At 34.9% G+C, this 21,755-nt stretch carries 24 protein-coding genes and 1 pseudogene; 16 read left to right on the forward strand and 9 right to left on the reverse strand.

The genetic code is table 11. From position 1 onward, the window contains the following. Position 1 precedes the first annotated feature (1 nt). The 4 genes and pseudogenes from BLE01S_RS11635 to BLE01S_RS20825 form a co-directional block, all read left to right on the forward strand. A complete protein-coding gene (locus BLE01S_RS11635) occupies positions 2–286 on the forward strand; it encodes a glutaredoxin family protein (protein WP_066141884.1) in 285 nt (94 codons plus the stop codon). Positions 287–482: 196 nt separating this feature from the next. Continuing rightward, positions 483–731: a copper ion binding protein gene (locus BLE01S_RS11640; protein WP_066141886.1), complete on the forward strand. Its 249-nt coding sequence runs from the start codon at positions 483–485 to the stop codon at positions 729–731. Positions 732–803: 72 nt separating this feature from the next. Then, on the forward strand, positions 804–1,238 hold the full coding sequence (locus BLE01S_RS11645) for a DUF8832 domain-containing protein (protein WP_066141889.1): 435 nt from the start codon (positions 804–806) through the stop codon (positions 1,236–1,238). A gap of 105 nt (positions 1,239–1,343) precedes the next feature. Further along, a pseudogene (locus tag BLE01S_RS20825) lies at positions 1,344–1,562 on the forward strand (DUF8832 domain-containing protein); the annotation flags it as partial. Positions 1,563–2,161: 599 nt separating this feature from the next. On the opposite strand, the gene BLE01S_RS21305 reads toward BLE01S_RS20825, so the two are convergent. Next, a complete protein-coding gene (locus BLE01S_RS21305) occupies positions 2,162–2,500 on the reverse strand; it encodes a phosphotransferase (RefSeq protein ID WP_066141892.1) in 339 nt (112 codons plus the stop codon). Positions 2,501–2,520: 20 nt separating this feature from the next. Next, the gene (locus BLE01S_RS21310; RefSeq protein ID WP_066141895.1) at positions 2,521–2,805 is read right to left on the reverse strand and encodes a phosphotransferase; all 285 of its coding nucleotides are present in this window, start codon (positions 2,803–2,805) and stop codon (positions 2,521–2,523) included. A 416-nt stretch (positions 2,806–3,221) separates the two neighbouring features. Here BLE01S_RS21310 and ltaS point away from each other — a divergent pair, with 416 nt between their 5' ends. The 3 genes from ltaS (at position 3,222) to BLE01S_RS11670 (ending at position 6,328) form a co-directional block, all read left to right on the forward strand. Then, on the forward strand, positions 3,222–5,174 hold the full coding sequence (gene ltaS, locus BLE01S_RS11660) for a lipoteichoic acid synthase (RefSeq protein ID WP_066141898.1): 1,953 nt from the start codon (positions 3,222–3,224) through the stop codon (positions 5,172–5,174). 304 nt (positions 5,175–5,478) lie between these two features. Further along, on the forward strand, positions 5,479–5,865 hold the full coding sequence (locus BLE01S_RS11665; protein WP_231955840.1) for a hypothetical protein: 387 nt from the start codon (positions 5,479–5,481) through the stop codon (positions 5,863–5,865). Next, positions 5,855–6,328 carry a hypothetical protein gene (locus BLE01S_RS11670; protein ID WP_066141901.1) on the forward strand — a complete coding sequence of 158 codons (474 nt, stop codon included), beginning with the start codon at positions 5,855–5,857 and terminating at the stop codon, positions 6,326–6,328. Before BLE01S_RS11665 ends, BLE01S_RS11670 begins: the two co-directional genes overlap by 11 nt. A 235-nt stretch (positions 6,329–6,563) precedes the next feature. On the opposite strand, the gene BLE01S_RS11675 is transcribed toward BLE01S_RS11670, so the two are convergent. From BLE01S_RS11675 to BLE01S_RS11680, 3 genes are all read right to left on the reverse strand, one after another. After that, positions 6,564–6,977, reverse strand: a complete 414-nt coding sequence (locus tag BLE01S_RS11675; RefSeq protein WP_066141904.1) for a GNAT family N-acetyltransferase — start codon at positions 6,975–6,977, stop codon at positions 6,564–6,566. A gap of 193 nt (positions 6,978–7,170) precedes the next feature. Further along, positions 7,171–7,335, reverse strand: coding sequence for a hypothetical protein (locus tag BLE01S_RS20830; protein WP_157419498.1), 165 nt, complete (start codon positions 7,333–7,335; stop codon positions 7,171–7,173). 14 nt (positions 7,336–7,349) lie between these two features. Further along, a complete protein-coding gene (locus BLE01S_RS11680) occupies positions 7,350–7,568 on the reverse strand; it encodes a hypothetical protein (protein WP_066141907.1) in 219 nt (72 codons plus the stop codon). A gap of 406 nt (positions 7,569–7,974) precedes the next feature. On the opposite strand from BLE01S_RS11680, the gene BLE01S_RS11685 reads away from it, so the two are divergent. The 4 genes from BLE01S_RS11685 to BLE01S_RS11700 all read left to right on the forward strand — a co-directional run bounded on the left by BLE01S_RS11685 (position 7,975) and on the right by BLE01S_RS11700 (position 10,990). Next, positions 7,975–8,829, forward strand: coding sequence for an aminoglycoside adenylyltransferase domain-containing protein (locus BLE01S_RS11685; protein WP_066141911.1), 855 nt, complete (start codon positions 7,975–7,977; stop codon positions 8,827–8,829). Then, positions 8,826–9,434 carry an AAA family ATPase gene (locus tag BLE01S_RS11690; RefSeq protein ID WP_066141914.1) on the forward strand — a complete coding sequence of 203 codons (609 nt, stop codon included), beginning with the start codon at positions 8,826–8,828 and terminating at the stop codon, positions 9,432–9,434. The genes BLE01S_RS11685 and BLE01S_RS11690 overlap by 4 nt, the downstream gene beginning before the upstream one ends. Before the next feature lie 29 nt (positions 9,435–9,463). Further along, positions 9,464–10,336 (forward strand): aminoglycoside 6-adenylyltransferase, encoded by an 873-nt coding sequence (locus BLE01S_RS11695; RefSeq protein WP_066141917.1) that lies wholly within the window; start codon positions 9,464–9,466, stop codon positions 10,334–10,336. A gap of 111 nt (positions 10,337–10,447) precedes the next feature. Further along, entirely contained in the window at positions 10,448–10,990 is a 543-nt protein-coding gene (locus BLE01S_RS11700) for a YusW family protein (protein WP_066141919.1), read from the forward strand. Positions 10,991–11,071: 81 nt separating this feature from the next. On the opposite strand, the gene BLE01S_RS11705 is transcribed toward BLE01S_RS11700, so the two are convergent. The 4 genes from BLE01S_RS11705 to BLE01S_RS11725 all read right to left on the reverse strand — a co-directional run bounded on the left by BLE01S_RS11705 (position 11,072) and on the right by BLE01S_RS11725 (position 15,509). Then, a complete protein-coding gene (locus BLE01S_RS11705) occupies positions 11,072–11,998 on the reverse strand; it encodes an aminoglycoside phosphotransferase family protein (RefSeq protein WP_066141922.1) in 927 nt (308 codons plus the stop codon). A 395-nt stretch (positions 11,999–12,393) separates the two neighbouring features. Further along, positions 12,394–14,004 (reverse strand): YndJ family protein, encoded by a 1,611-nt coding sequence (locus BLE01S_RS11715; RefSeq protein ID WP_066141928.1) that lies wholly within the window; start codon positions 14,002–14,004, stop codon positions 12,394–12,396. After that, entirely contained in the window at positions 13,991–14,596 is a 606-nt protein-coding gene (locus BLE01S_RS11720) for a DUF4166 domain-containing protein (protein ID WP_066141931.1), read from the reverse strand. Before BLE01S_RS11720 ends, BLE01S_RS11715 begins: the two co-directional genes overlap by 14 nt. A gap of 10 nt (positions 14,597–14,606) precedes the next feature. Continuing rightward, positions 14,607–15,509 carry a DoxX-like family protein gene (locus BLE01S_RS11725; RefSeq protein WP_066141933.1) on the reverse strand — a complete coding sequence of 301 codons (903 nt, stop codon included), beginning with the start codon at positions 15,507–15,509 and terminating at the stop codon, positions 14,607–14,609. Positions 15,510–15,721: 212 nt separating this feature from the next. Here BLE01S_RS11725 and BLE01S_RS11730 point away from each other — a divergent pair, with 212 nt between their 5' ends. The 5 genes from BLE01S_RS11730 to BLE01S_RS11750 all read left to right on the forward strand — a co-directional run bounded on the left by BLE01S_RS11730 (position 15,722) and on the right by BLE01S_RS11750 (position 21,745). Then, on the forward strand, positions 15,722–17,386 hold the full coding sequence (locus tag BLE01S_RS11730) for a glycerol-3-phosphate dehydrogenase/oxidase (protein WP_066141936.1): 1,665 nt from the start codon (positions 15,722–15,724) through the stop codon (positions 17,384–17,386). A gap of 143 nt (positions 17,387–17,529) precedes the next feature. Then, on the forward strand, positions 17,530–17,859 hold the full coding sequence (locus BLE01S_RS11735) for a hypothetical protein (protein WP_066141940.1): 330 nt from the start codon (positions 17,530–17,532) through the stop codon (positions 17,857–17,859). A 197-nt stretch (positions 17,860–18,056) separates the two neighbouring features. Then, positions 18,057–19,385: a multi antimicrobial extrusion protein MatE gene (locus BLE01S_RS11740; protein WP_066141943.1), complete on the forward strand. Its 1,329-nt coding sequence runs from the start codon at positions 18,057–18,059 to the stop codon at positions 19,383–19,385. A 300-nt stretch (positions 19,386–19,685) separates the two neighbouring features. Further along, on the forward strand, positions 19,686–20,384 hold the full coding sequence (locus tag BLE01S_RS11745; protein WP_066141947.1) for a response regulator transcription factor: 699 nt from the start codon (positions 19,686–19,688) through the stop codon (positions 20,382–20,384). Beyond that, a complete protein-coding gene (locus tag BLE01S_RS11750) occupies positions 20,381–21,745 on the forward strand; it encodes a sensor histidine kinase (RefSeq protein ID WP_066141950.1) in 1,365 nt (454 codons plus the stop codon). Before BLE01S_RS11745 ends, BLE01S_RS11750 begins: the two co-directional genes overlap by 4 nt. Positions 21,746–21,755: the final 10 nt, after the last annotated feature.

Raw genomic sequence — 21,755 nt, forward strand, 5'->3', positions numbered from 1 at the left:
AATGGAAGATAAATTGGAACTTGAATTATATACAAGACCAACATGTTCAGATTGCCAGGACGCAAAAAAATATTTAACTTCAAATAGAATCCATTATGCCAATAAAGATGTAAGCAAAAATCTTAGCTTAGAGGAAGATTTAAAGAAGATATCTGGCACCCGAATCGTTCCAATGTTTGCTTTTTATAAAAAAGGATTATTCGGTAAAAGAAAGCTAGTCAAACATTTTATTGGATTTGGAAATAATAGGGATGAAATAATTAATATGTTAAATATAAAGAAATGAATGAAGAGATGCAGTATTAGCTTTCAACTTAATTGTTAATTAGTTATCTTACCCCTGTAAGTTAAGGAGGTGATGAGAAAAACGATATCCTTATATCAAATATTAAATGGTTTTTTTAAGGATCATATATACCTTACGGGGGTAATGTATAATTTTTATTAGTATGATCAGTAAGATATTTTAAGGAGGAATTTATATGAAACAAGTAACGCTTAATGTGCAAGGAATGTCATGTGGATCTTGTGTTAATAAAATTGAGGGAAACATCGGTAAACTAAAAGGCGTTGAATCAGTCAAAGTTCAACTTTCAGATGGAAAAGTAGATGTAACTTTTAATGAAAGTACAATTAAATTAGGAGAAATTAAAGATACAATTAAAAATTCAGGGTACGGGGTTATAGAGGAACCTACAGAAAAAGGTAGCGGTTGCTCATGCTGCCATTAATTAGGAAAGTTTCGTGCTATATATTGAACGGTTATACTAACTATTTAAATTAACGTTTTATGGTGCAGTGTATTGAACTATAAAAATGGGAAAAATTACTTGGAAGATAACAGTAAAGGAGAATATGAAATAGACCATAAAAATCATGGATCATCTCATCATAACCACGGAACTCACCATGTTGATCGTACCAACATGAAGAATGAAGTAAATGTTCTCGTTCACTATGAAGGAAATCTTCTTACGATTAATTTGAAAGATCAGAATGGTAATGCACCTGAATTGGAAGTAAGTCATGAAAAATTATTTCATTTGATTATTGTAAGCTCTGACTTACAGCAGTATGATCATTTGCATCCGGTAGATAAAGGAAATGGAGTTTTTAAACAAGAAATAAGTCTAAAAGAAGACTTATATAAAGTTTTTGTGGATGTTAGTCCTAAAAATCTAGGCTATCAAATTAAACCAATAGATTTGCATATTGGCCATGGTCATTACCATGGGTAAGTCGAATTACATCCAGATACAAGTTTCAAAAAGACCATCGATAATACAACTGTTGAGCTTTAAATTGATTCCCTTGTGGTTAATTAACCAACTACTTTAACCTATCAAATTTCTGAGGGAAAACCTGAACCATATCTAGGTGCATTAGGTCATGTGATTATTATTGACAAAGATATTGAACAGTTTATTCATGTTCATCCAGTGTCAGATGATAAAACAGTCTTCCATACCCAAATTAACGAGCCAGGAATGTATATGGTATGGAGAGAGTTCAAGTTTGGAGAGGATGTTCTTGTTTTCCCTTTTGTAATCCAAGTTAAATGATTTAAGGCTAATATAAAGAGACATTAATGTTTTATGATTTTTCCTTTGGGAATATAATATATAGAGTAAAGAGGACGCACCAGAGTGTCGGTGGGTCCTCTTTTCATAATTATATTGTTCATAAAGCATTTACCGTATCAATGGACATAAATAAGTATGCAATTATTGTGAACAAGGTGCGGGGAAAAAGATTAAAGGTATTTCACTCATGTTTTTGTCAAGGATGTGATTGTGTCTTCATTGGAAGAAGGATATTGCTATAACGTGTGAAATAATGCCCGTAATAGATTATTAATTCAATGATAAAAACTAATGAAGGGTCGTGGGAAGAATTTGTTAAATAGGATCAATAGAGTTAAAAAATTTCCAAATAACTTCCTTCAAATTAAGGTAACTTGAAAATTAATTTTCATTAAATACGGGTTATTCCTTATTACCTTTTCTACCGAGTTAGGTTTAATGGGAAGATATCCACTTCTATTTAACAGCAACCACCTTAAACACGCTATTGCTTCGAAAATAGCAATTTTATTTTCTTCCAATCGATTCCCCATCAAATATGCTGAATAGAAGAGTTTAGGAAGATAATCTGATGGACTCTAGATCTTGAGTAATGTTAAGGCCCAAGCAAAGTTATATCTCTTGTCTCCTAATTGTCCATTTGTCCAATCAATAATTGAATACATTCCATGATGCTCAACAATATTTTCTAAGTGAAAATCTCCGTGAATGAATTGATCTTGTTTTATTTCCGCTCGAGTAATTAATTGTGTTAACGATTCATATAAATCAGTGTGCATTTTTATATCAGGAAAAAAATAATTTATGAAGTCATATTTTGGTATGGATATATGATCTATTTCACTTACCGGAATTTTATGTATGGTGGATAATAGTGAGGCTATATTTTGTATTTGTTCTTCAGTGATTTGATCCACAGATGCTCTGGAAAAAATAGTTAATAATACTTGATAACCATCCTATTCATACCCCATGCGATCGGTTTGGGTACAGGTAAATGATATTTAGAGAGGGCTCCTAATAAATGATATTGAAATGAAATATTTGGTTTGGAAGCTTTATTCCAGGATTTAAGTACAAAACTTTCGTTGGGAGTACTAATGCCAATAACTTCAGCTTCGGCTCTTTGCTTCATTGGATGAATCGTTAAATTTTCATTGAAAAAGACATCCAAATTTTGACTATACTCTTTCCAATCAATTGCGCTTAAAATGTTAATCATAACTAGCTTCCCTCTTACATAAAAGTTTGTGCATAAGATGATTGTTTTTAAAGAGTGTAGAAAATGCATCCAATAACTGTAAGTATAGCGTACTTATCTAATTATTTGGTTAGTAAGTGGTCACTTAGATAGAATGAAGATGTGTTGCGTAAAAACAAATAGCAAACCTCTTCTATATAGAATGTCGTGGTTAGGCATTGTTATGAATAAACAAGGAGTTTTGATCTAGTACATAAATAATTCATTTATGCTTTCCATTTCTAAATTGACAATTTCTCGAAAAAAGCGTATCATATAGACTTACATTGTAAATACAATCTATTTTACTTTTAAAATAAATGTTAGTTCTATAGGCTCGTATATTCTATTCAATTGTGTAAATATGTAATATTAATTAGCTAGAAGGTGGGTATAAAATGAATAGTTTATTTCAAAAAGCTCAGGGTATTTTTAATAAATATATAGGCTTTTTCTTTTTGGCTGTATTCTTTCTGTGGATAAAAACGTATATTGTTCAATTAACACAATTTGACTTAGGAATAGAAAATGCACTTCAAGGATTTCTGTTGTTTTTAAATCCCTTAGGTTCTTCACTACTATTTTTAGGTATTGCCCTGTTATTTAAAGGAAGAAGAAAATATATATGGTTGTTAATCATCGATTTTCTTTTATCATTCCTTTTATATGCCAATATTCTGTATTACCGATTCTTTAATGACTTTATTACGTTACCGACTTTGACTCAAACTCAAAATTTTGGAGATGTGAGTGGTAGTGTAGTATCTCTATTAAAACCATATGATATCTTGTTCTTCCTTGATATCATCTTATTGATCGGATTACTTGCATTTCGATTTGTGAAAATTGATTTTGCAGTAATAAATCGTCGGAAAGTGGTTGCTCTATTTACATTGGCATTGGCTATTTCTACAGTAAACTTAGCATTAGCAGAAAAAGATCGTCCTCAATTATTAACAAGAGGGTTCGACAGAAACTATATTGTGAAATATTTAGGTATGTATAATTACACTATTTATGATGCCATGCAAAGTACGAAGGCATCAGCGCAAAGAGTTACAGCAAGTGGTGACGACATTACAGAAGTAATAAATTTCACAAAAGCTAATTATGCTGAACCAAATCCAGCTTATTTTGGTGCTGGAAAAGGAATGAATGTGATTTATTTACATCTTGAATCCATGCAAACTTTCCTAATCGATTATAAATTACATGGGGAAGAAGTAACACCGTTTTTAAATTCTTTAACGAATGAAAAAAGTACATTTTATTTTGATAACTTCTTCCATCAAACTGCTCAAGGTAAAACGGCGGATGCAGAATTTATTTTAGAAAACTCATTATATGGATTACCACAAGGCGCAGCCTATACAACGAAAGGTTTGAACACTTACCAGGCAGCTCCTGCTATTCTAGGCCAGCAAGGTTATACATCAGCAGTGTTCCATGGTAATACGGGCAGCTTTTGGAATCGTAATGAGATTTATAAATCTTTTGGATTTAACAAGTTTTTTGACGAAAAGTATTATGAAAAGAATACAGAAAATATAGCTGATTATGGATTGATGGACAAACCGTTCTTTGAGCAATCTATTCCGCTATTAGAGTCACTACCTCAACCATTTTATACAAAATTTATAACAGTATCACATCACTATCCGTATAATATTGATGAGGAAGAAACAACGATTGCACCACATACAACAGGTGATAAATCGGTGGATCGCTATTTCCAAACTGCTCGTTATGCAGACGAAGCGTTGGAACAGTTCTTTCATTACTTGAAGGAATCTGGATTATACGATAATTCTATTATTGTTATGTACGGTGACCATTATGGTATTTCCGAAAACCATAATAAAGCAATGGCAAAGGTTCTAGATAAAGAAATTACACCATTTGAAAGTAATGGATTACAACGTGTTCCGTTATTCATTCGTGTTCCAGGTGTAGAAGGTGGCATTAATCACGAATATAGTGGGCAAATTGACCTTCTTCCAACACTGCTTCATTTATTAGGTGTTGATACAAAAGAATACGTACATTTTGGAACGGACATTCTGTCTAAAAACCATGATGACCTTATTCCGTTTCGAAATGGTGATTTTGTCAGTTCTACAATCACATCTGTGAATGGTAAATTCTATGATTCTGAAACAGGACTGGAATTAGAAGAAGATAGAATAGAAGATGCTAAAAAACTTCAGGAAAATGTGGAATATAAGTTATCGCTTTCCGACAGGGTAGTAAATGGAGATTTATTCCGCTTCTATACACCTGAAGGCTTTGCTCCAGTTGACCGCTCAAAATACAATTATAATAAAGCGGGAGACGATGAAATTAGTGAGTAGATAATATAATTCAAGGCTACTTTGGGTGACATTTCCATCGTAGCCTTTTTTTTCAGAGCGTTTGTAGAATAGGTTTACCCAATGAAATGCTAGAGGAAATAGTATATGTACTATTCTAGTAAGCGAAATTTTCTTTATCAAACCTCCTGTTCTTTATAAAGGACTAAAGTAATGTTTTCTATGTCTTTTTATTGACGTAAATACATGACTATTGTTGTGATTCCGGAATTCTTATCGATATCTAGCAACAAATTATATATAATGAATAGGTGTAAGTTAATAGATGGGAAGAGAGGGACATATAATGATGGAATGGGCATTAGCCATTTTATTTGCAGTTGCCATAGTGCTGCTAATTTTGTCGTTTATTAAGACGAAAGAATCATCATCAAAAGTAGAACAAGAAATGGATCAACTATCCTTTACTTTTATGGATGAAATTCACCAACTACAAAAACAAATTCGAAACATCGAGATAGATGCTGAAATAACTGTACAAGAAGCAGGTTTGTTAGCAAGCTCTTCCAAGCATCGTCAATTAATGCGTGAAGTGTTAGACTTGCACAGGCGTGGGTATTCAATTGAAAATATTGCGGCGAAAAACAGTCTAACTAATAGTGAAATAGAAAGTTTGCTAGACCCTTATATAAAGCCAAAAAATGAAAGGAGCAAAGTTGCTAATGAAAGCTAAATCAATGCGCAGCTTTGCTGTAGGTCTTTTAGTTGCGGCAGGTGTATGTAGTCTAGTTTATTTTATTGATCCGGATGAAGCGACGAGCACACAACAAAAAGTAGTTCAACCAACAGTAGATGAGATGAAAAGTTTATTAACATCTGAAGGCTATGTCATCCATACGGATGAAGAATGGGAAGAGCAACTTGCTGCTACGAAAGCTGTGGATGATAAAAATAAAGAAGCGAAAAAGGAAGAAACGAAGGAAAAAATTATTTATCGTGCGATCTTGAACGTGTCATCAGGTATGACAAGTATCGATATCGGTGAAGCCCTCGAGCGAGCAAAAATCATTGATAAAAAGATGAATTTTTTCAATGAGGTAGAGAAACGTGGCTTGGCGAAAGATTTAAGACCTGGTACATATGAAGTAGAAAGTGGAATGACGATAGATGAGGTTATATCAACTATCTATAAATAAACCTAATCAAATGCTTAAAAATGGAGCTGTAACATAGGCTCCATTTTTTATTTTTATAATTAAAAGTTGCAAGTATAACCTTGTTCAAGGTGAATTCATTAACTGGCTTCAATGATAAGGCATTAGAGGGTGTTTTTCTTAGAATACTAGCGCTTATCTTCTGGAGCTGTTTGAGTATCGTGACCTACATATGCGGACCGGTATCAAGATAAAAGCGCTTCTGTTTTTGTTACGTTCAAAATGGTTTTCTTGGAATGATAAAACCATTTTCTATTTTATTAAAGCCTATATGGGGATAGTATTCCATAGCAGTGGGAGATGATAAAAGCAATAAAGCTACTTCATCTCCGAGATGTTCCTGAAGTAAATGCACTAATTCTTTACCTATCCCCTGATGTTGATATTTTTTATCTATTGCTAAGTCTGATAAATAGCAACAATAGCTGTAATCAGTTAAGGCGCGAGCTATGCCAATGATCTCTTCGCCATACCAAGCAGTTAGTATAATGTTGCTATTATCTATCATTTTTTGAAGCCGAGGTAAATCATCAGCGGGTCTTTTAATACCAGATGCTTTAAATACTTTCGCTAAATCCTCTGCATTGATCGCTTTGTTTACTTTGTAAGTGATATTGCTTTTATTCTCCATCTTTTCCCCTCCTTGTACATCCATTGTATCTCTGAATATAGCAATAGTCGACTTAGTATTAAATAAATCATTATTAGCAAAAAAACGAGGAATAAATTATTAATAATAACTTGAATGATGAAGATGAAATGGAAGACACATGACTGCACCCAGACGCATGGGTGCAGTTAATATGATCTTATGCTTTTCTTAATTAATACTCGATATCATCAAAGTCCTTGGGTTGTGGTGAAGGTTGCATTTCTTTTAATGTTGGATTCGTTAAAAATTCCTCTGATACTTCTTGAAATGCTTTCGCCTTGCCCAATTGTATGTTTGGTGAGCGATCATTTTTTTTATCTTTTCGGTGTTTGGTCATATGTTTACCCTCCATTAATATTCAATTTCTGAAGATACTGAAGCTATATATTCGTGAAGTTTATCTTCTTCATAATCACTTAATGCGCGCATCGGAATAACTTTCTGTTGGTTAGGAATATTACCACGAACTTCTGCTACTAACATGTCATTTAGATATACATTGAATGTTGCTTCTTGTGTTTGTGACTTGATAATCCACTTTTTATTAAAATCTGGTTTTTGTTCTGGCATGCATATACCTCCAATTAAGGTTCGTTTTAATATCTCCAATTCTTTGGTTATTATTAATTGTCTCTCAACTAATTATGCTGCACTTTCGAACAGAGTTGCATAACGAGCAGGTGTTAGTATGAACACCTTTGTTACATATCAAATCTTTTGGATCTGTATCTAGATATAAAAAATCCATCAATTTATTTAACGTCAGTCTATTGAAGCGTTTAACTTCGAAGATGCTTCATTTTTTAGAATTAAAGATTAATTATTGTTATAATTAATTTACTTTCCAAAATAGTTAAGTAGGATGGATAAGAGTCTAGTGTATCATTTTAGTCAAAACAACAATATAACTAGCCGCTATTATTCACTTTCACGGGGGCATATGGTCCATAATAAAACCATAAGAAAGGTGAGATGAATGAAGAAACAACAGAGTTGGGCTAATTGTGATGAAGACATAAAGTTTTTTATAAAAAAACTTATCGACAGGTTAAAAAGTGAGCTGGGAAATGAGCTAGTAGGAATTTATCTTCATGGATCATTAGCGATGGGTAGTTATTATCGTCCAAAAAGTGATATAGATATGATAATGGTAGTGGAGAGGGAATTAAAAGGCAGTGTAGCCAAATTAATCGGAATCACTATTGCCAAAGAAACGATTAATCGACCTACCGTTGGTAATGTTGAATTAAGTGTAATTACCGCTAATGTGGCGAAGCAAATCCCCAAACCAACACCATTTGAAATTCATTATAGTTCAGACTGGCATGAAAAAATATTAAATGATGAAGTAGATTATAGCAAAAAACGAACGGATGCGGATTTAGCCTCACATTTAACGTATGTTGTGCAACGCGGTATTTGTTTATATGGAAAGCCAATATTAACAGTATTTGGCCAAGTGAAATGGGAGAATTTCATGGAATCCGTATTGGATGATCTTTATTGGATTCTTGAGAAAGATCATATTTTAGAAACGCCATTCTATGGTGTGTTAAACATATGCCGCGTATTACAATTATTGAGTGAAGCTAGCCAGACAGCTCACAGTAAGGATGAAGGTGGTGAATGGGGGCTCGAACATTTACCTAACGAGTTCCATCCAGTTATCCAAAAAGCAATGGATGTGTATCGTTCGTCAGACATAGTAAATGAAGGGCATAGAAAAACTGGAGGCAAGGAATGGAACCAAGCTCAACTACTTGCCTTTAGAGACTTTGCTCGTAAAAAAATTAAAGAAATAAATAATATAGGAGATAAGGTGATTTTTTGATCATATGGATCAATGGGACATTTGGTGCTGGTAAAACGACAACAGCCTATGAATTGCAAAGAAGATTAAGCCATTCATTTGTTTATGATCCAGAAAGATTTGGATATGTATTAATGAAAAATATTCCCAAAGAGATTGCGATAGAAGATTTTCAAAACTATCCGTTATGGCGAGAGGCCAACTATGCATGTTTAAAAAAAGTTGCTATGGAATATGAAGGCATTATTATTGTACCGATGACGCTAACGAATGAATTGTTTTTTCAAGAAATTATTGGGAATTTAAGGACAGATGGAATCATTGTACACCATTTGACATTAACAGCTTCTAAATCAACAATTCAAAAACGTTTGAATAAAAGATTTGAAGGTAAAAATTCATGGGCTTATCAGCAAATAGAAGGACGACTTAATAGTTTATCAAAGGATGTTTTTAGGGAACATCTCGAAACGGATTCGATGTCGGTTGAGGAAGTGGTAGAAAACATAGCTAAATTATTTGATGTCGAGTTGCTACCTGATCATCGGACAAAGTTTAGAAAAAGGATTGACAGGCTCACTGTTCAATTAAAGGAGATTGGATTAGTAAAGCAAATAAAGAACTAGACAAGCATGGAAATACAGGGGGGAAAAGCATGAGAACGAAAAAAGAGATGATGGATCTAATCATGTATACAGCCAGGGAAGATGAACGAATTCGTGCTGTCATCATGAATGGCTCTCGTACTAATCCAAATGCAAAGAAAGACTGTTTCCAAGATTATGATATTGTGTATATAGTCAATGATTTGCAGTCATTTACATCCAATCATACTTGGGTGAAACGATTTGGTGAAATAATGATTATGCAAATGCCAGAGGAGATGAAACTACCACCTGCAGCTAATGATGGTCACTTCGCTTACTTGATGCAATTCACAGATGGCAATCGAATAGACCTCACCTTAGTCCCTGTTAAAGTAGCGGATAACTTGATTAGTCGAGATAGTTTAAGTATTCTTCTGCTCGATAAAGATAAAGTAATAGAACCATTTCCACCTGCTAATGATACAGATTATCATATAATGCCACCTACCGCGAAGCAATTTACGGATTGCTGTAATGAATTTTGGTGGGTTAGTACATATGTAGCAAAAGGACTTTGGCGAAAGGAGATAACGTATGCAAAAGAAGCGCTTGAAATACCAGTCAGAAACATGCTCATTAAAATGCTAGAATGGTATATTGGTGTACAGAACCATTTCACCGTTAGCGCAGGTAAAAGTGGTAAATATTTTGAGGAATATCTTGATGACTATATATGGAAAGAATTCCTGAAGACATATCCTAACGCTGAATACGATAATATCTGGGATTCACTTTTTGCAATGTGTGATTTATTTAGAAAAATTGCTGTAAATATTGCGGATCATTTTGATTACGACTATCCGTATGGGGATGATAAAAGGGTAACAGCTCATTTGAAGCATGTTAGGTTGCTACCTAAAGACACAAAAACAATGTATTAGCAGATAGACAGAAAGAGTTATTCGGAAAGAAACAGATAATTAAAATTTGTTTAATTGCATTAAGTTTGGGGATTATTATATATATATGTTCAAATTTAGGAGGTATATATAATGAAACGGATGCTCTTACTTTTAGGAATGTTGATGCTTACACTAGCTCTAGTAGCATGTGGGCAAAATAATGATGATGATAACGCAAACCAAGATAATGGAGCAGTGACAAATCCAGAGCCTGAAAAGGATGATAATACCACAGGTCAAACCAATAATGAGAATACGAATAATGGCACAACGACAGATGCGACTGCCCAAGATGACATGAAGCAAAAAATGGATGATCTTGAATACACGAAATTTGGAATAGATGTCGATTATAATAATAATAAAGATTATGATGCAGAAATAGAGCTAGATAATAATCTTATTGAAGCGGAATTAGAAGATGATCTAAATGGCGTAAATATTGAAGGTGAAGAAGCATTTAATAAAATCTATCCAAACGTTAAAAAGCTAAAGATAGATCAATCTACACCAAAAGAAGATGTTATTGCAGAAGTTATGAAAGCTTTTGATTTACCAGCAGATTATATAAAGCTTGAAGTAGAGGTCAAGTTTAAAGATGGTACTAAAATGGAATACGAAGATAGAAAATAAGCTTGATTCATATGTATAGACATACTGGCAGTGAAAGACTCAAATGTAAGGAGAGTCTTTCACTGCCAATTTTTAATCCTATTATTTTAATAAAGTAATTACTCGCTCTCTCATATAGTTATAACTAGGCTGATCATCTTTTTTTGCGAAAAAACGAAGTCCATCTATTCCTTTAAATAAAAGATGACAACGTAATCTTTCTTCAAAGTATGGAATGTCTTTACCAGTTTTCGCCCATAAATTACGTACCCGCTGAGGGAATTCGAGTTGTGGGGACCAGAAATGTAATCCTGCTAGGTCAAACATAAAATCACCAAACATAGCCATCTCCCAATCAACAATTCCTGTAACTTGTTGCCCATCAGAAAGCATATTGCCTAAGTGAAAGTCACCGTGAACCAAATGGGGGGTGGCGGGTGAAAAGTTTGCTAACTCGATCATAACTTCAAATCCTTCTTCAAATAAAGACTTTTCTAAGAAACTCTCGGAATATAAGCGAGTCCAGTTTTGATGAAAACCGTCTTGATTCTCATCAAAAAAATTAGACAATGTTTCTTTCCAACTATTTTGCTCAAGGTTATTATAAGAAGAGATCATTCCAAAAACTCTGTTTGACTCCATAGAAATTTGACTCATATATGTAAAATGACCTGCCAAATTATTTAATATATTATCAATATTAGGATCGTCTTCTAATAAACTAATTGGCTTGCCGCTCGCTTTTTCACTTATTGCATAATACATATTATCTACATTTCCGATCTTTATTACCTTAGGGATTGGTAATAAAGCAGATGAGTAGGCTTCATATATGAAAGTAGCTTTATCAAAACTTTCCCTATTATTTTTAAAATGCACAACAAAGTCTTTATTATTTAGTGTAAAACTAAAAACTCTACTAAGCTCCCCCATTTCAATGGCAGTAACGTTCGAAACAGAATCAATATATAAATCACTTAATAGCTTTTCAGCTTCATTCACATTCATATCTAGCTTAAAAGACCGCATTTGATCACTCCTCTCACCTTAATATGACTTGCCATACATAACATATTCTTGAAAAGTATATATATCCCTTTTGTTTTTCTGAAGAAATATTAATATGCCTATAGAAATGCTTATGGCCAGTAAAAGTGATAACACAGCTAGAAAGTTTTCAGCCAAGGCTCTTATGAATGCATTAATAGCCAGTAATTTTCGGGTAACCGTCAGTAAATCGCTATCAATGGCTAGTAAATATTTGATCGTTACTTATACGCTTTTTATAAAGAATAGATGGCATTTATGAGAAAGTTGTATATAGATCGAGTAAAGCAATTATTATTAAATACATGGGGAAGTGACCCTGAAAATGGGTGTGAAAAAATAAACCATGCTGAAAAGACCGTCAAAAAGGACAATCTTCATTTAATAAGCTTCTGATGGTAAATCTTATAATTAATCGTCAAAAATGGGATGGAGAAAATCCACATTTGATGCTCTGCCCGTAAAACGTTATTTTCTAACTCTTCTACATGAAATACTTCTTTTAGGGGGAGTTTTATCAAAATGTTTTTCCAGGCTAAATAGATGCCTGCTTCAGATTCTGGCCCACTCTGTTTATTGCTTGTAAGTTGAATGCCTTTGCCAACCTGATTTAATTCTAAAATTCCAATCATCGCTGTCCAAGGTAGAGGCAAGGCAATATTCATATACGTTCGCTCTGCTGTTTTATGTTCTGAGTACAGGGCAACAAATGTTACCTGCCCATCCACTTTTCTTACCCATGCTCGCGGGCGCACTCTTCCATCTAATCGATCTTTAATGGCAAAAATATCACCTGTCATTTCCGATACACTATTTGAAAGTGGTAGATTAATTTGTTTAACATAACGACTTATCTGGCGATAGATGAATGCAAATGGTTTAAACCATTTGGCCCATTTTATTTCTGCAAAAAGCCGATAATTCGCCGTACTTTCATAAAAATCAATGATCGTAGGAGATACCTTTTCCACACTTATTCCAGGCTCGTACACTGACATGTCATCAACTAAACTATAATAATTAGTTTGCGCGTCAACAAGATTTTCCAAAATGTTGTCGCCAACGACCAATCCAGCTCTTATTTTACTTACTGGAAAATCAAATTTCCGGTGAGTAGATTTCGGAATGGCAAGTGACCAACCGAAAATACCGCATAAAGCGAACAAAATGCAATTTAATGTCCCATGAAATAAGAGCATAAAATCAATAGTAACGATAAACAGTCCCCATCCACTTCCTAGAGCATACAAAAATGAAAATCCGATGGTTATTCCTAATGCTGCAAAAGAGATTCGAACAAGCCACGTTTGAATAGGGCTAGTAAATTGTGCTTGGAAAGATAGTACAATTAATCCGTAAAGTCCAATAATATAGAGAATAACAGAAAGCAGTTCTAACCATCTTGAAAAAGTAATTCCTAGTGCAACAATCATTGGTGATAATAAAATGATCGTACATATAACTTTATATAAAACGTTTTTTTGCAATCTGCCTAAAAAGCCAACAAATACCGGCAATAAAAATGCTGAATAGTGAAAATGGATAGCCGTCAACCAGGTAATCAAAGGAGGAAAACCTGTATCAATGTGAGCTTCGTAGGCAAAAAACCAGGCACCACCCAGTGCTAAATAAATGAGCCCCATATCGATGGCGAACTCTTCAACATGTGAAAACCCACGTTGTAGAAAACGGCTTACCCCATAGCATGCAATGATAATTGTAAAAATGAAATAGACCGCCGCGAGTAATCTATCTATTTGAGTTTCATTAGAAACGTGTAAAACAACAATGGCTAAATAAGCAGGAATAGCAATCCAAAAGTAATATTTCCTGAGCCAATCCCCCTTTCTCATCACGAAATTAAGCACAATAGGTATATATAATAATTGTGCAACAGTGAGCATGAGGAAAGGCCAAGGCGCTACATTAAAAATAGCAACCATTAAAAATAATATTAGATGAATGAAGGTAAATTTACGAAATGTCATTAGCGATAAATTCTCCTTCATAAGCAAAAATAGTCCCAACTAGCGGATTTTTCACGATAACGTCAATTTGAAATACACCCTTGTCATCTATATATTTTTCGGTCACAGAAGCGAGACCTTGGAGAAATGTTGGTAAAGGAATTTCCACTCTACCTAGAACAAGGCGCTGGTTCTTAGATTCGATCCTTAGATGCCCATCTGGAGTAGCCTCTAATACTAGATCCGAATATACTAAGCTTGGTTCGCCAAGATAGTCTTTAATGATAAGTCGCTTAGCATCTAAACTCATGAGTGCATTGAAATATCTTTTCTTTTTAGCAAAATAAAAAATTCGTTCCCAGTGTACCTGAGCATCCCCGTTAGGCCCAATTCGAGCTGTATTCGTAATTTCAAATGGGATATTTTGACCGTACTCTGGAAACAGTAATTTTCTCCTTACCCCGATCAAAATAAGAGGAAAGAGAAATCTAGGTCCGCTTTGAATTTTTTGCATGATCCCATTTGCGTGGAAAAATTGCAATTCATAACGCTTTTGTAACATTGGATGGAGTCTTAAAAAGTCCTCTCCCATTACTTTTCGATAAATGGACATGATTTACTCCTTACCTTTTTCGCTTACAGCTTTTAGCTGAAGGAATATCTTTATTAAATATAAAACCAAGTATAGATAATACAAATAATGCAAGATTAAAAGTTAGTGGTGTAAATGGATGAGCTAGGTAATCCGTGTTAGCAATGAGAGCTGATGTTGCCAAGAATGGAAAAGCAAACATCTGAAGCGTAAATAGTTTTCTTTTATGGCGATAAATCAATAATGTTAATCCAAATAATATTTCGACAATCCCAATTAAAATTGTAATCATATGAGCCTGATGCATATTTAAAGAAATAAAGTTTTGCAACATATATATTTCATCTGGATGTGTAAATATTATTTTTGGAATGAGTCCATGATATAACCAGATGAAGAAAAATAGGATCGTGATTAACCAACTGCTAAAAAAGCGTATGTACTGAGATCTAGGTGATTCGCCTTTTTCTAACCATCTTTTTAATACGTCAAAACTTAACGCTGTTGCCCAGCCGATAAGGGGACGAAATATGATGTGATCAAAGAATGACCCAATACGGCCAAAATTCACATCATAATTGTATTCAGTTAAAAAATGAATAGATTTATTATTTGGTTCATACTTCCAATAGCCACGTCCTTCGTGGATAATGGATATCTTTTGGTCCGTTCCGAAATGCAAGGAGGAAACTCTGGAGCCATTTTCCGCATGATAAGAGCCGACACTTTTCCCCCAACCGGCAATTTCCAACCCAAAGCCAATTTTTGTTTTATACAAAAATTCCTGCACTTCATTTTCTAGCTTTGGTATATATGTAATGGAGGAAAAGCGTAAATCCCATTGTTCATGTAAATCAGGATTTTGCGTAGCGTTCCATAGTGTATCGATATCAGTCTTAATTGGGACTTCTACATAGATTGGTTTACTTTTCACAAAATTCACCCCAAGAACAGCTTAACATATTATAAGTGTATGATAATGGAAAAAATGCGAGCGGGAAACTTTCCTTTTTAGATCATGAATGTTATGCTTAAAATAAGTTAATAACTGGTTAGAGACATAGAGAGACCAAACTACATTATGATTAACGTCATGGTGCTAGTTTGGTCTCTCTTTTTTTATAAATGCTGGATAGGAGGATTAAAATGAGCTCATTTTCGGGTTTAAATAGAAAAGAACAATTGGAAAATATGACAAAATCTAAGTATGACTTACTAGTAATTGGGGGAGGCATTACAGGTGCAGGAATCGCCTTGGATGCAACTTTACGTGGAATGAAAGTTGGTCTTGTTGAAATGCAAGATTTTGCAGCTGGGACATCCAGTCGTTCTACAAAACTGGTCCATGGTGGTTTACGATATTTAAAGCAATTTCAAATTGGCGTTGTGGCTGAGGTGGGAAAAGAGCGAGCAATTGTGTATGAAAACGGGCCGCATGTGACAAAACCAGAGTGGATGCTTTTACCTATTCATAAAGGTGGAACTTTCGGTTCGTTTAGCACTTCAATAGGTTTGCGAGTGTATGATTTTCTTGCAGGAGTCAAAAAATCAGAGCGAAGAAAGATGTTGTCTGTAGAAGAAACCTTGCAAAAAGAACCACTTATTAAAAAGGAAGGATTAAAAGGTGGCGGATATTATGTCGAGTATAGAACAGATGATGCACGATTAACAATTGAAGTAATGAAAGCTGCGGTTGCGAATGGGGCCGAGGCGATTAATTATGTCAAAGCAGAGAGATTTATGTATGATCAAAAAACAGTAGAAGGTATACATGTAAAGGATATGATCTCTAATAAGATGTACCAGCTACATGCGAAAAAAATTGTTAATGCTGCGGGCCCTTGGGTTGATGATGTCCGTGATTTGGATTACTCAAGAAATAATAAACAGCTTCGGTTAACTAAAGGTGTACACATTGTAATAGATCAATCCGTATTTCCATTACATCAAGCCATTTATTTCGATGCGCCAGATGGTAGAATGTTATTTGCAATCCCCAGGGATGGAAAAACATATGTTGGGACAACGGATACTTTTTATGACAAAGATACAGCAAATCCCAAAATGCTTGCTGCAGATCGCACATATATATTAGAGGCAATGAATGACATGTTTCCGGATGTACATGTCACAGAAGATGATATTGAATCTAGTTGGGCGGGCGTTCGACCCCTTATTTATGAGCAAGGAAAAGACCCATCTGAGATCTCTAGGAAGGATGAGATTTGGGAATCAGAGAGTGGTTTAATTACGATTGCTGGCGGAAAATTAACGGGTTATCGACAAATGGCAGAATCAGTGGTGAATCTTGTTAGTGACAAATTAACAGAGGATGGTACAGGATCATTCAAGGCATGCCAAACAAAAACATATCCGATTTCCGGGGGAGAAGTGAACGGATCCAAAGGCTTTGTCTCCTATACAGCTAGAAAAGAAGAAGAAGCGACATCATATGGTTTTACTGAAGAAGAAGGCAAATACTTAGTCCATTTATATGGATCTAATATTGATCAACTTTTTCAATATGGTAAGCAATTCAATCATATAAATGACGTTGGTTTACCTCGGGTTGTCTATGCGCAAACGATGTATGCACTTGAACAGGAAATGACCGTTAAACCAGTAGACTTTTTTATTCGACGTACAGGAGCAATGTTTTTTTCTATTGATTGGGTCCGTGAATGGAAAGATGCGGTTATCCACTTTATGGCTGGGAAATTACAATGGACTGTAGATCAAACAGATGCTTATAGAAATGAATTAGAGGAAGAACTCAAAGATGCTGTAGTTCCGATTGATAAACAAAGATAAATATGAATAATATATTTAACAATGATCCTGAGTATCAGGAAAGTTAGTTTTTGTTTCAATTGATTAAATTGTTTTCCAAACGATAGATTTTTTGTTACATTTTGTATTATATAACATATGCAAAATATCAAAGGGGATAAAAAATGTATTGGGAAACTCTACCTAATTGGTTTTGGGCAATCTATTACTTGTTATTAATTGCAACATTAGGAATTGCTGTATTTAGTATTGTAAAAAAGAAAATGAAAAGCTTGTCCATTGTAGCCATTGTTTTCTGTGTAACAGTACCTGTAATTAGTCTGATAAATAGTATTGGAAGACCAGAAGAGATGAATGAATTTGAACATTTAATAAGTCAATTACAACAAGGTGCTATTTGGTCTATTTTCACAATTGTAGGGTATTCGTTTTTGTTAGTTTGGTGGTTTTTATTCCTATTCAAAAGCAAGACTACAGTTATAGTTGCAAGTTAAACCATTACAAAGACCTCTAATAGAGGTCTTTTGGTATGCACTTCGGAATAGCTTACCCATTGTATAATGGGATAAATGTTGTTTTATATCATTTAATAAAAAATCCTTCTAGATACGAAGGATTTTTGTTAGCGTTGTAGAAGATTAATGTATGCGAGAAAAAGTTGCAAATATAATGTAAGAGAAGTGAATAAGCTATGACTATGCAACAAGAGGCAAGGAAAGCAGTTTCCTTTCGTACATTAATTAAATTTTTCATTCCTTTAGGTATTTCTGCAAGCTTAGTAACAATCTCACACGTCATTATAAATAGTACATTGGCACGATCGTCAGACCCTGTCGTTGTGATTGCTAGCTATTCAGTGGCAATGAGCTTATTTGCTATTTTTGAACGATGTGCAGTCATTTTGAGACAAACTTGCGCAACACTTGTCCGAGACAAACATTCATTTAGATTAGTATCGAGGCTAGCTGTCAGTTTATTGGCGGCTATATTAGGATTGAGCCTCATTATAGGCTATTCACCACTTGGAAATCTGTTTTTTGCTGAGGTGCTTGGTGTAAAGGCACATATGCTTGAACCGACACTTGCTGTTTACCGAGTGTTAATGTTTGTAACCATCTTTTCAGGCATTCGTTGTTTATACCATGGCGTTATTATCTCGAATCTACGAACGAAGTGGCTTACCATTGGTATGGTTGTTCGTTTAATTGTGATGGCATTACTAGCATATATTTTATTAAAGTTTAATTTAGTAAACCATGGGTATATTGGAGCGTATATTTTTTTAGTAGGAATGGTGATTGAAGCGTTAGTGAGTGTTGTAGAAGGTCATCAATTGGTAAAGAAAATGCCCGATAAAAAGGTGGACCATCCAATCGTCCATCGCTCACAAGTAATGAAATTCTATCTCCCGCTCCTCATTGCATCGCTAATTGCTGTAAGTATTTCTCCAGCTACGAATGCAGTTTTAGGATCAAGCGGCAAGGCGGAAATTGCGATTGCGTCTTATGCGATTGCATTTTCCATATTGAATCTATTGGTGAGTGTTTCATCATATACACATCAGGTCGTTATTAACTTTTATGAAAAAGATGCGAAGGCAGTAACCCGATTTGCCTTCATTTTCAGTCTTGTTCCGAGCGTTTTATTAATTGCTATCGCTTATTCTCCTATTGGTATATGGGGATTTGAGAATATTATGGGAGTGTCAGGTGAATTGTTAGATCAAAGCATTTTAGCATTAAAATTTTTTATTGTTTTTGCTATTTGTTTCCCATGGCTTGATTTTATCAATGGCGTACTTATGCTAAAAGGCCAGACGAAAGTGCTATCGTATTCCCAAGCAGGTAACGTTTTAATGACATTTATCGCCTTATTTACATTGATCTTTTTCTTGCCAAATGGGGGCGGTTTAATTGGGTCTTTAGCACAATCCATCGGAATTCTAACAGAGACAGTGATCGCATTTATCTTTTTAAGCATTTATTTGAAAAAAAGCGGAAAAACATTAAAAAGTCTTTGAGAAAAAATCAAAGGCTTTTTTGCTATGTATTTCCAACATTTAAATCCATACAATAAGTGTTACAGAAGCTTATGCTATTCTGTAATGTCTAACTCCAGCCTCAGTGACTAGCAAACGTCAGATTTCTTCCTACGATGAGTCATATTAAGGTTCGTCGACTAAAACCGCCACATCGTGTGGCAACGTCGACGCACCCACACCCTGTGGGCGCAGCTTGTACGTCACTAAACGGGCGCTTGCGCTTTTCTATCTATTACATGCTAAAATGTCAGTACATACATACTTAAATGAGGGATGAAAATGGATAAGCAACGAATTTTAATTGTGGAAGATGAGGAGAAGATTGCGAGGTTATTGGAACTTGAACTTACCTATGAAGGGTATGAAACGGGTAAGGCTTTGGACGGACTAGATGGGCTTTCCATGTTTAGAGAACAGGAATGGGATTTAATCTTATTGGATGTTATGCTTCCAGGATTAAGTGGCATTGAAGTATTGCGGCGTATCCGATCAAGTGAGACAGGTGTCCCAATTATTTTACTAACTGCTAAGGATTCTGTGGAGGATAAGGTATCTGGATTAGATCTTGGAGCAAACGATTATATCACAAAGCCATTTCAAATCGAGGAATTATTAGCAAGGATAAGAGCAGCGTTGCGTTTACCTCGGCAAAACAATACCGATCGTTCCGAACAGGATTGGCTCCAATTTTCAGACTTAAAATTGAGTAAGGCCACTCGTGAAGTATACAGGGGAAATGATTTGATTGAGCTTACCCCAAGAGAGTTTGAGTTGCTTGCACATTTAATGAACAATGCCCGCCATGTTTTAAACAGAGAACAATTATTGGATGGAGTTTGGGGATATGATTATTTCGGAGACACAAATGTCGTCGATGTCTATATTCGTTATTTACGAAATAAAATCGATAAACCATACGCCTCACCACTTATTCACACTGTCAGAGGCGTCGGCTATGTGCTGAAGGATGCGAAATGAAGCTTCGAAGTAGAATAAATTTATACACGATTGTCATGTTTATTATCTTATTGATTTTGGTAAATGGAGCGATCTATCTCACGTTTAGTCGGATGATCTTAAATAGTGAGTTAGAAAGAACAACTGCTGAAGCGGCAAAGACAGCGGAAGGTATCAATCAAAAGGATGATGCTACGATAGACATTGCCGATGTATTAAGGGCCTATATGCCAGTCGTTAATGGCATGTTGCAAATTATAAAAGCCGATGGAAGTGCTGGGGCTGGCAGCATTGATCCAAATCAGCGTCAATTGAAGGGGAGCCCAACAGTTTTTTATGAGTACGAAAAAAGAAAAATAATTGAATATGAAGGAAAGCCCTACACATTTGTCTCCATACCGATTATTACGAGCAAGGGAGAGATTGCGAACTTACAAATGACAGAAGGTCTTGAAGCAACTACGCAAATTTTACGGACATTAAAAATTGTATTGATTGCCGTTACATTACTAGCTTCCATTCCAGTCCTTTTTTCTTCTCGACTGTTAAGTAATTTTATTACAAAACCTATTTCATCGATGATTCAAACGATGTTTGAAATTCGAAAAAGTGGTAAATACAAACAAATCGCTTTACCAAAGCAATCGAAAGATGAGCTCTACCAAATGGGGGAAACCTTTAATGAAATGATCGCTCAGCTAAAACGGAACTATGAGAAACAAGAACAGTTTGTGTCTAATGCTTCACATGAATTAAAAACACCACTTACTGTCATTGAATCATATGCAAGCCTTTTGAAACGAAGAGGCTTACAACAACCGGAATTATTCCAAGAGTCTGTCGAAGCGATTCATTCTGAAGCGATTCGAATGAAAGAATTGACTCAACAATTACTTTTACTTGCAAGGCAGGAAGATCAGTGGAATGTAGAGATGAAATTTGTTCATTTAGCTACACTTGGGGAAGAGTCAATACGATCTTTTAAAGCTGCTTTCAATCGGCGTATTGAAATGAAAGTGGAGCAAGATGTTGTTGTTAAAGTGGATGAACAAAAGTTAAAACAAATATTTTATATACTAATGGAAAATGCGCATAAATATAGCGAGGCACCGATTATTGTTATCGTACGGAGAGAGGCGGATAAAGGATTGATCGAAGTTAAAGATGAAGGGGTTGGTATTCCAAACGAAGAATTATCGAAAGTATTTGATCGCTTTTATCGAGTTGATAAAGCGAGAACGAGAAAAACGGGAGGATTTGGTCTTGGGTTATCCCTTGCAAAAGAAATGGCAAAGGCTATTCAAGCTGATCTCACTTTGGAAAGTGTGGAAGGGGGAGGTACGACAGCAAGAATATCCCTTAAAATCGATAAAACTCATTAAATTCTCATCT

The sequence above is a fragment of the Lederbergia lenta NBRC 16444 genome (assembly GCF_001591545.1).
Classification (GTDB): Bacteria; Bacillota; Bacilli; order Bacillales; family Bacillaceae_C; genus Lederbergia; species Lederbergia lenta.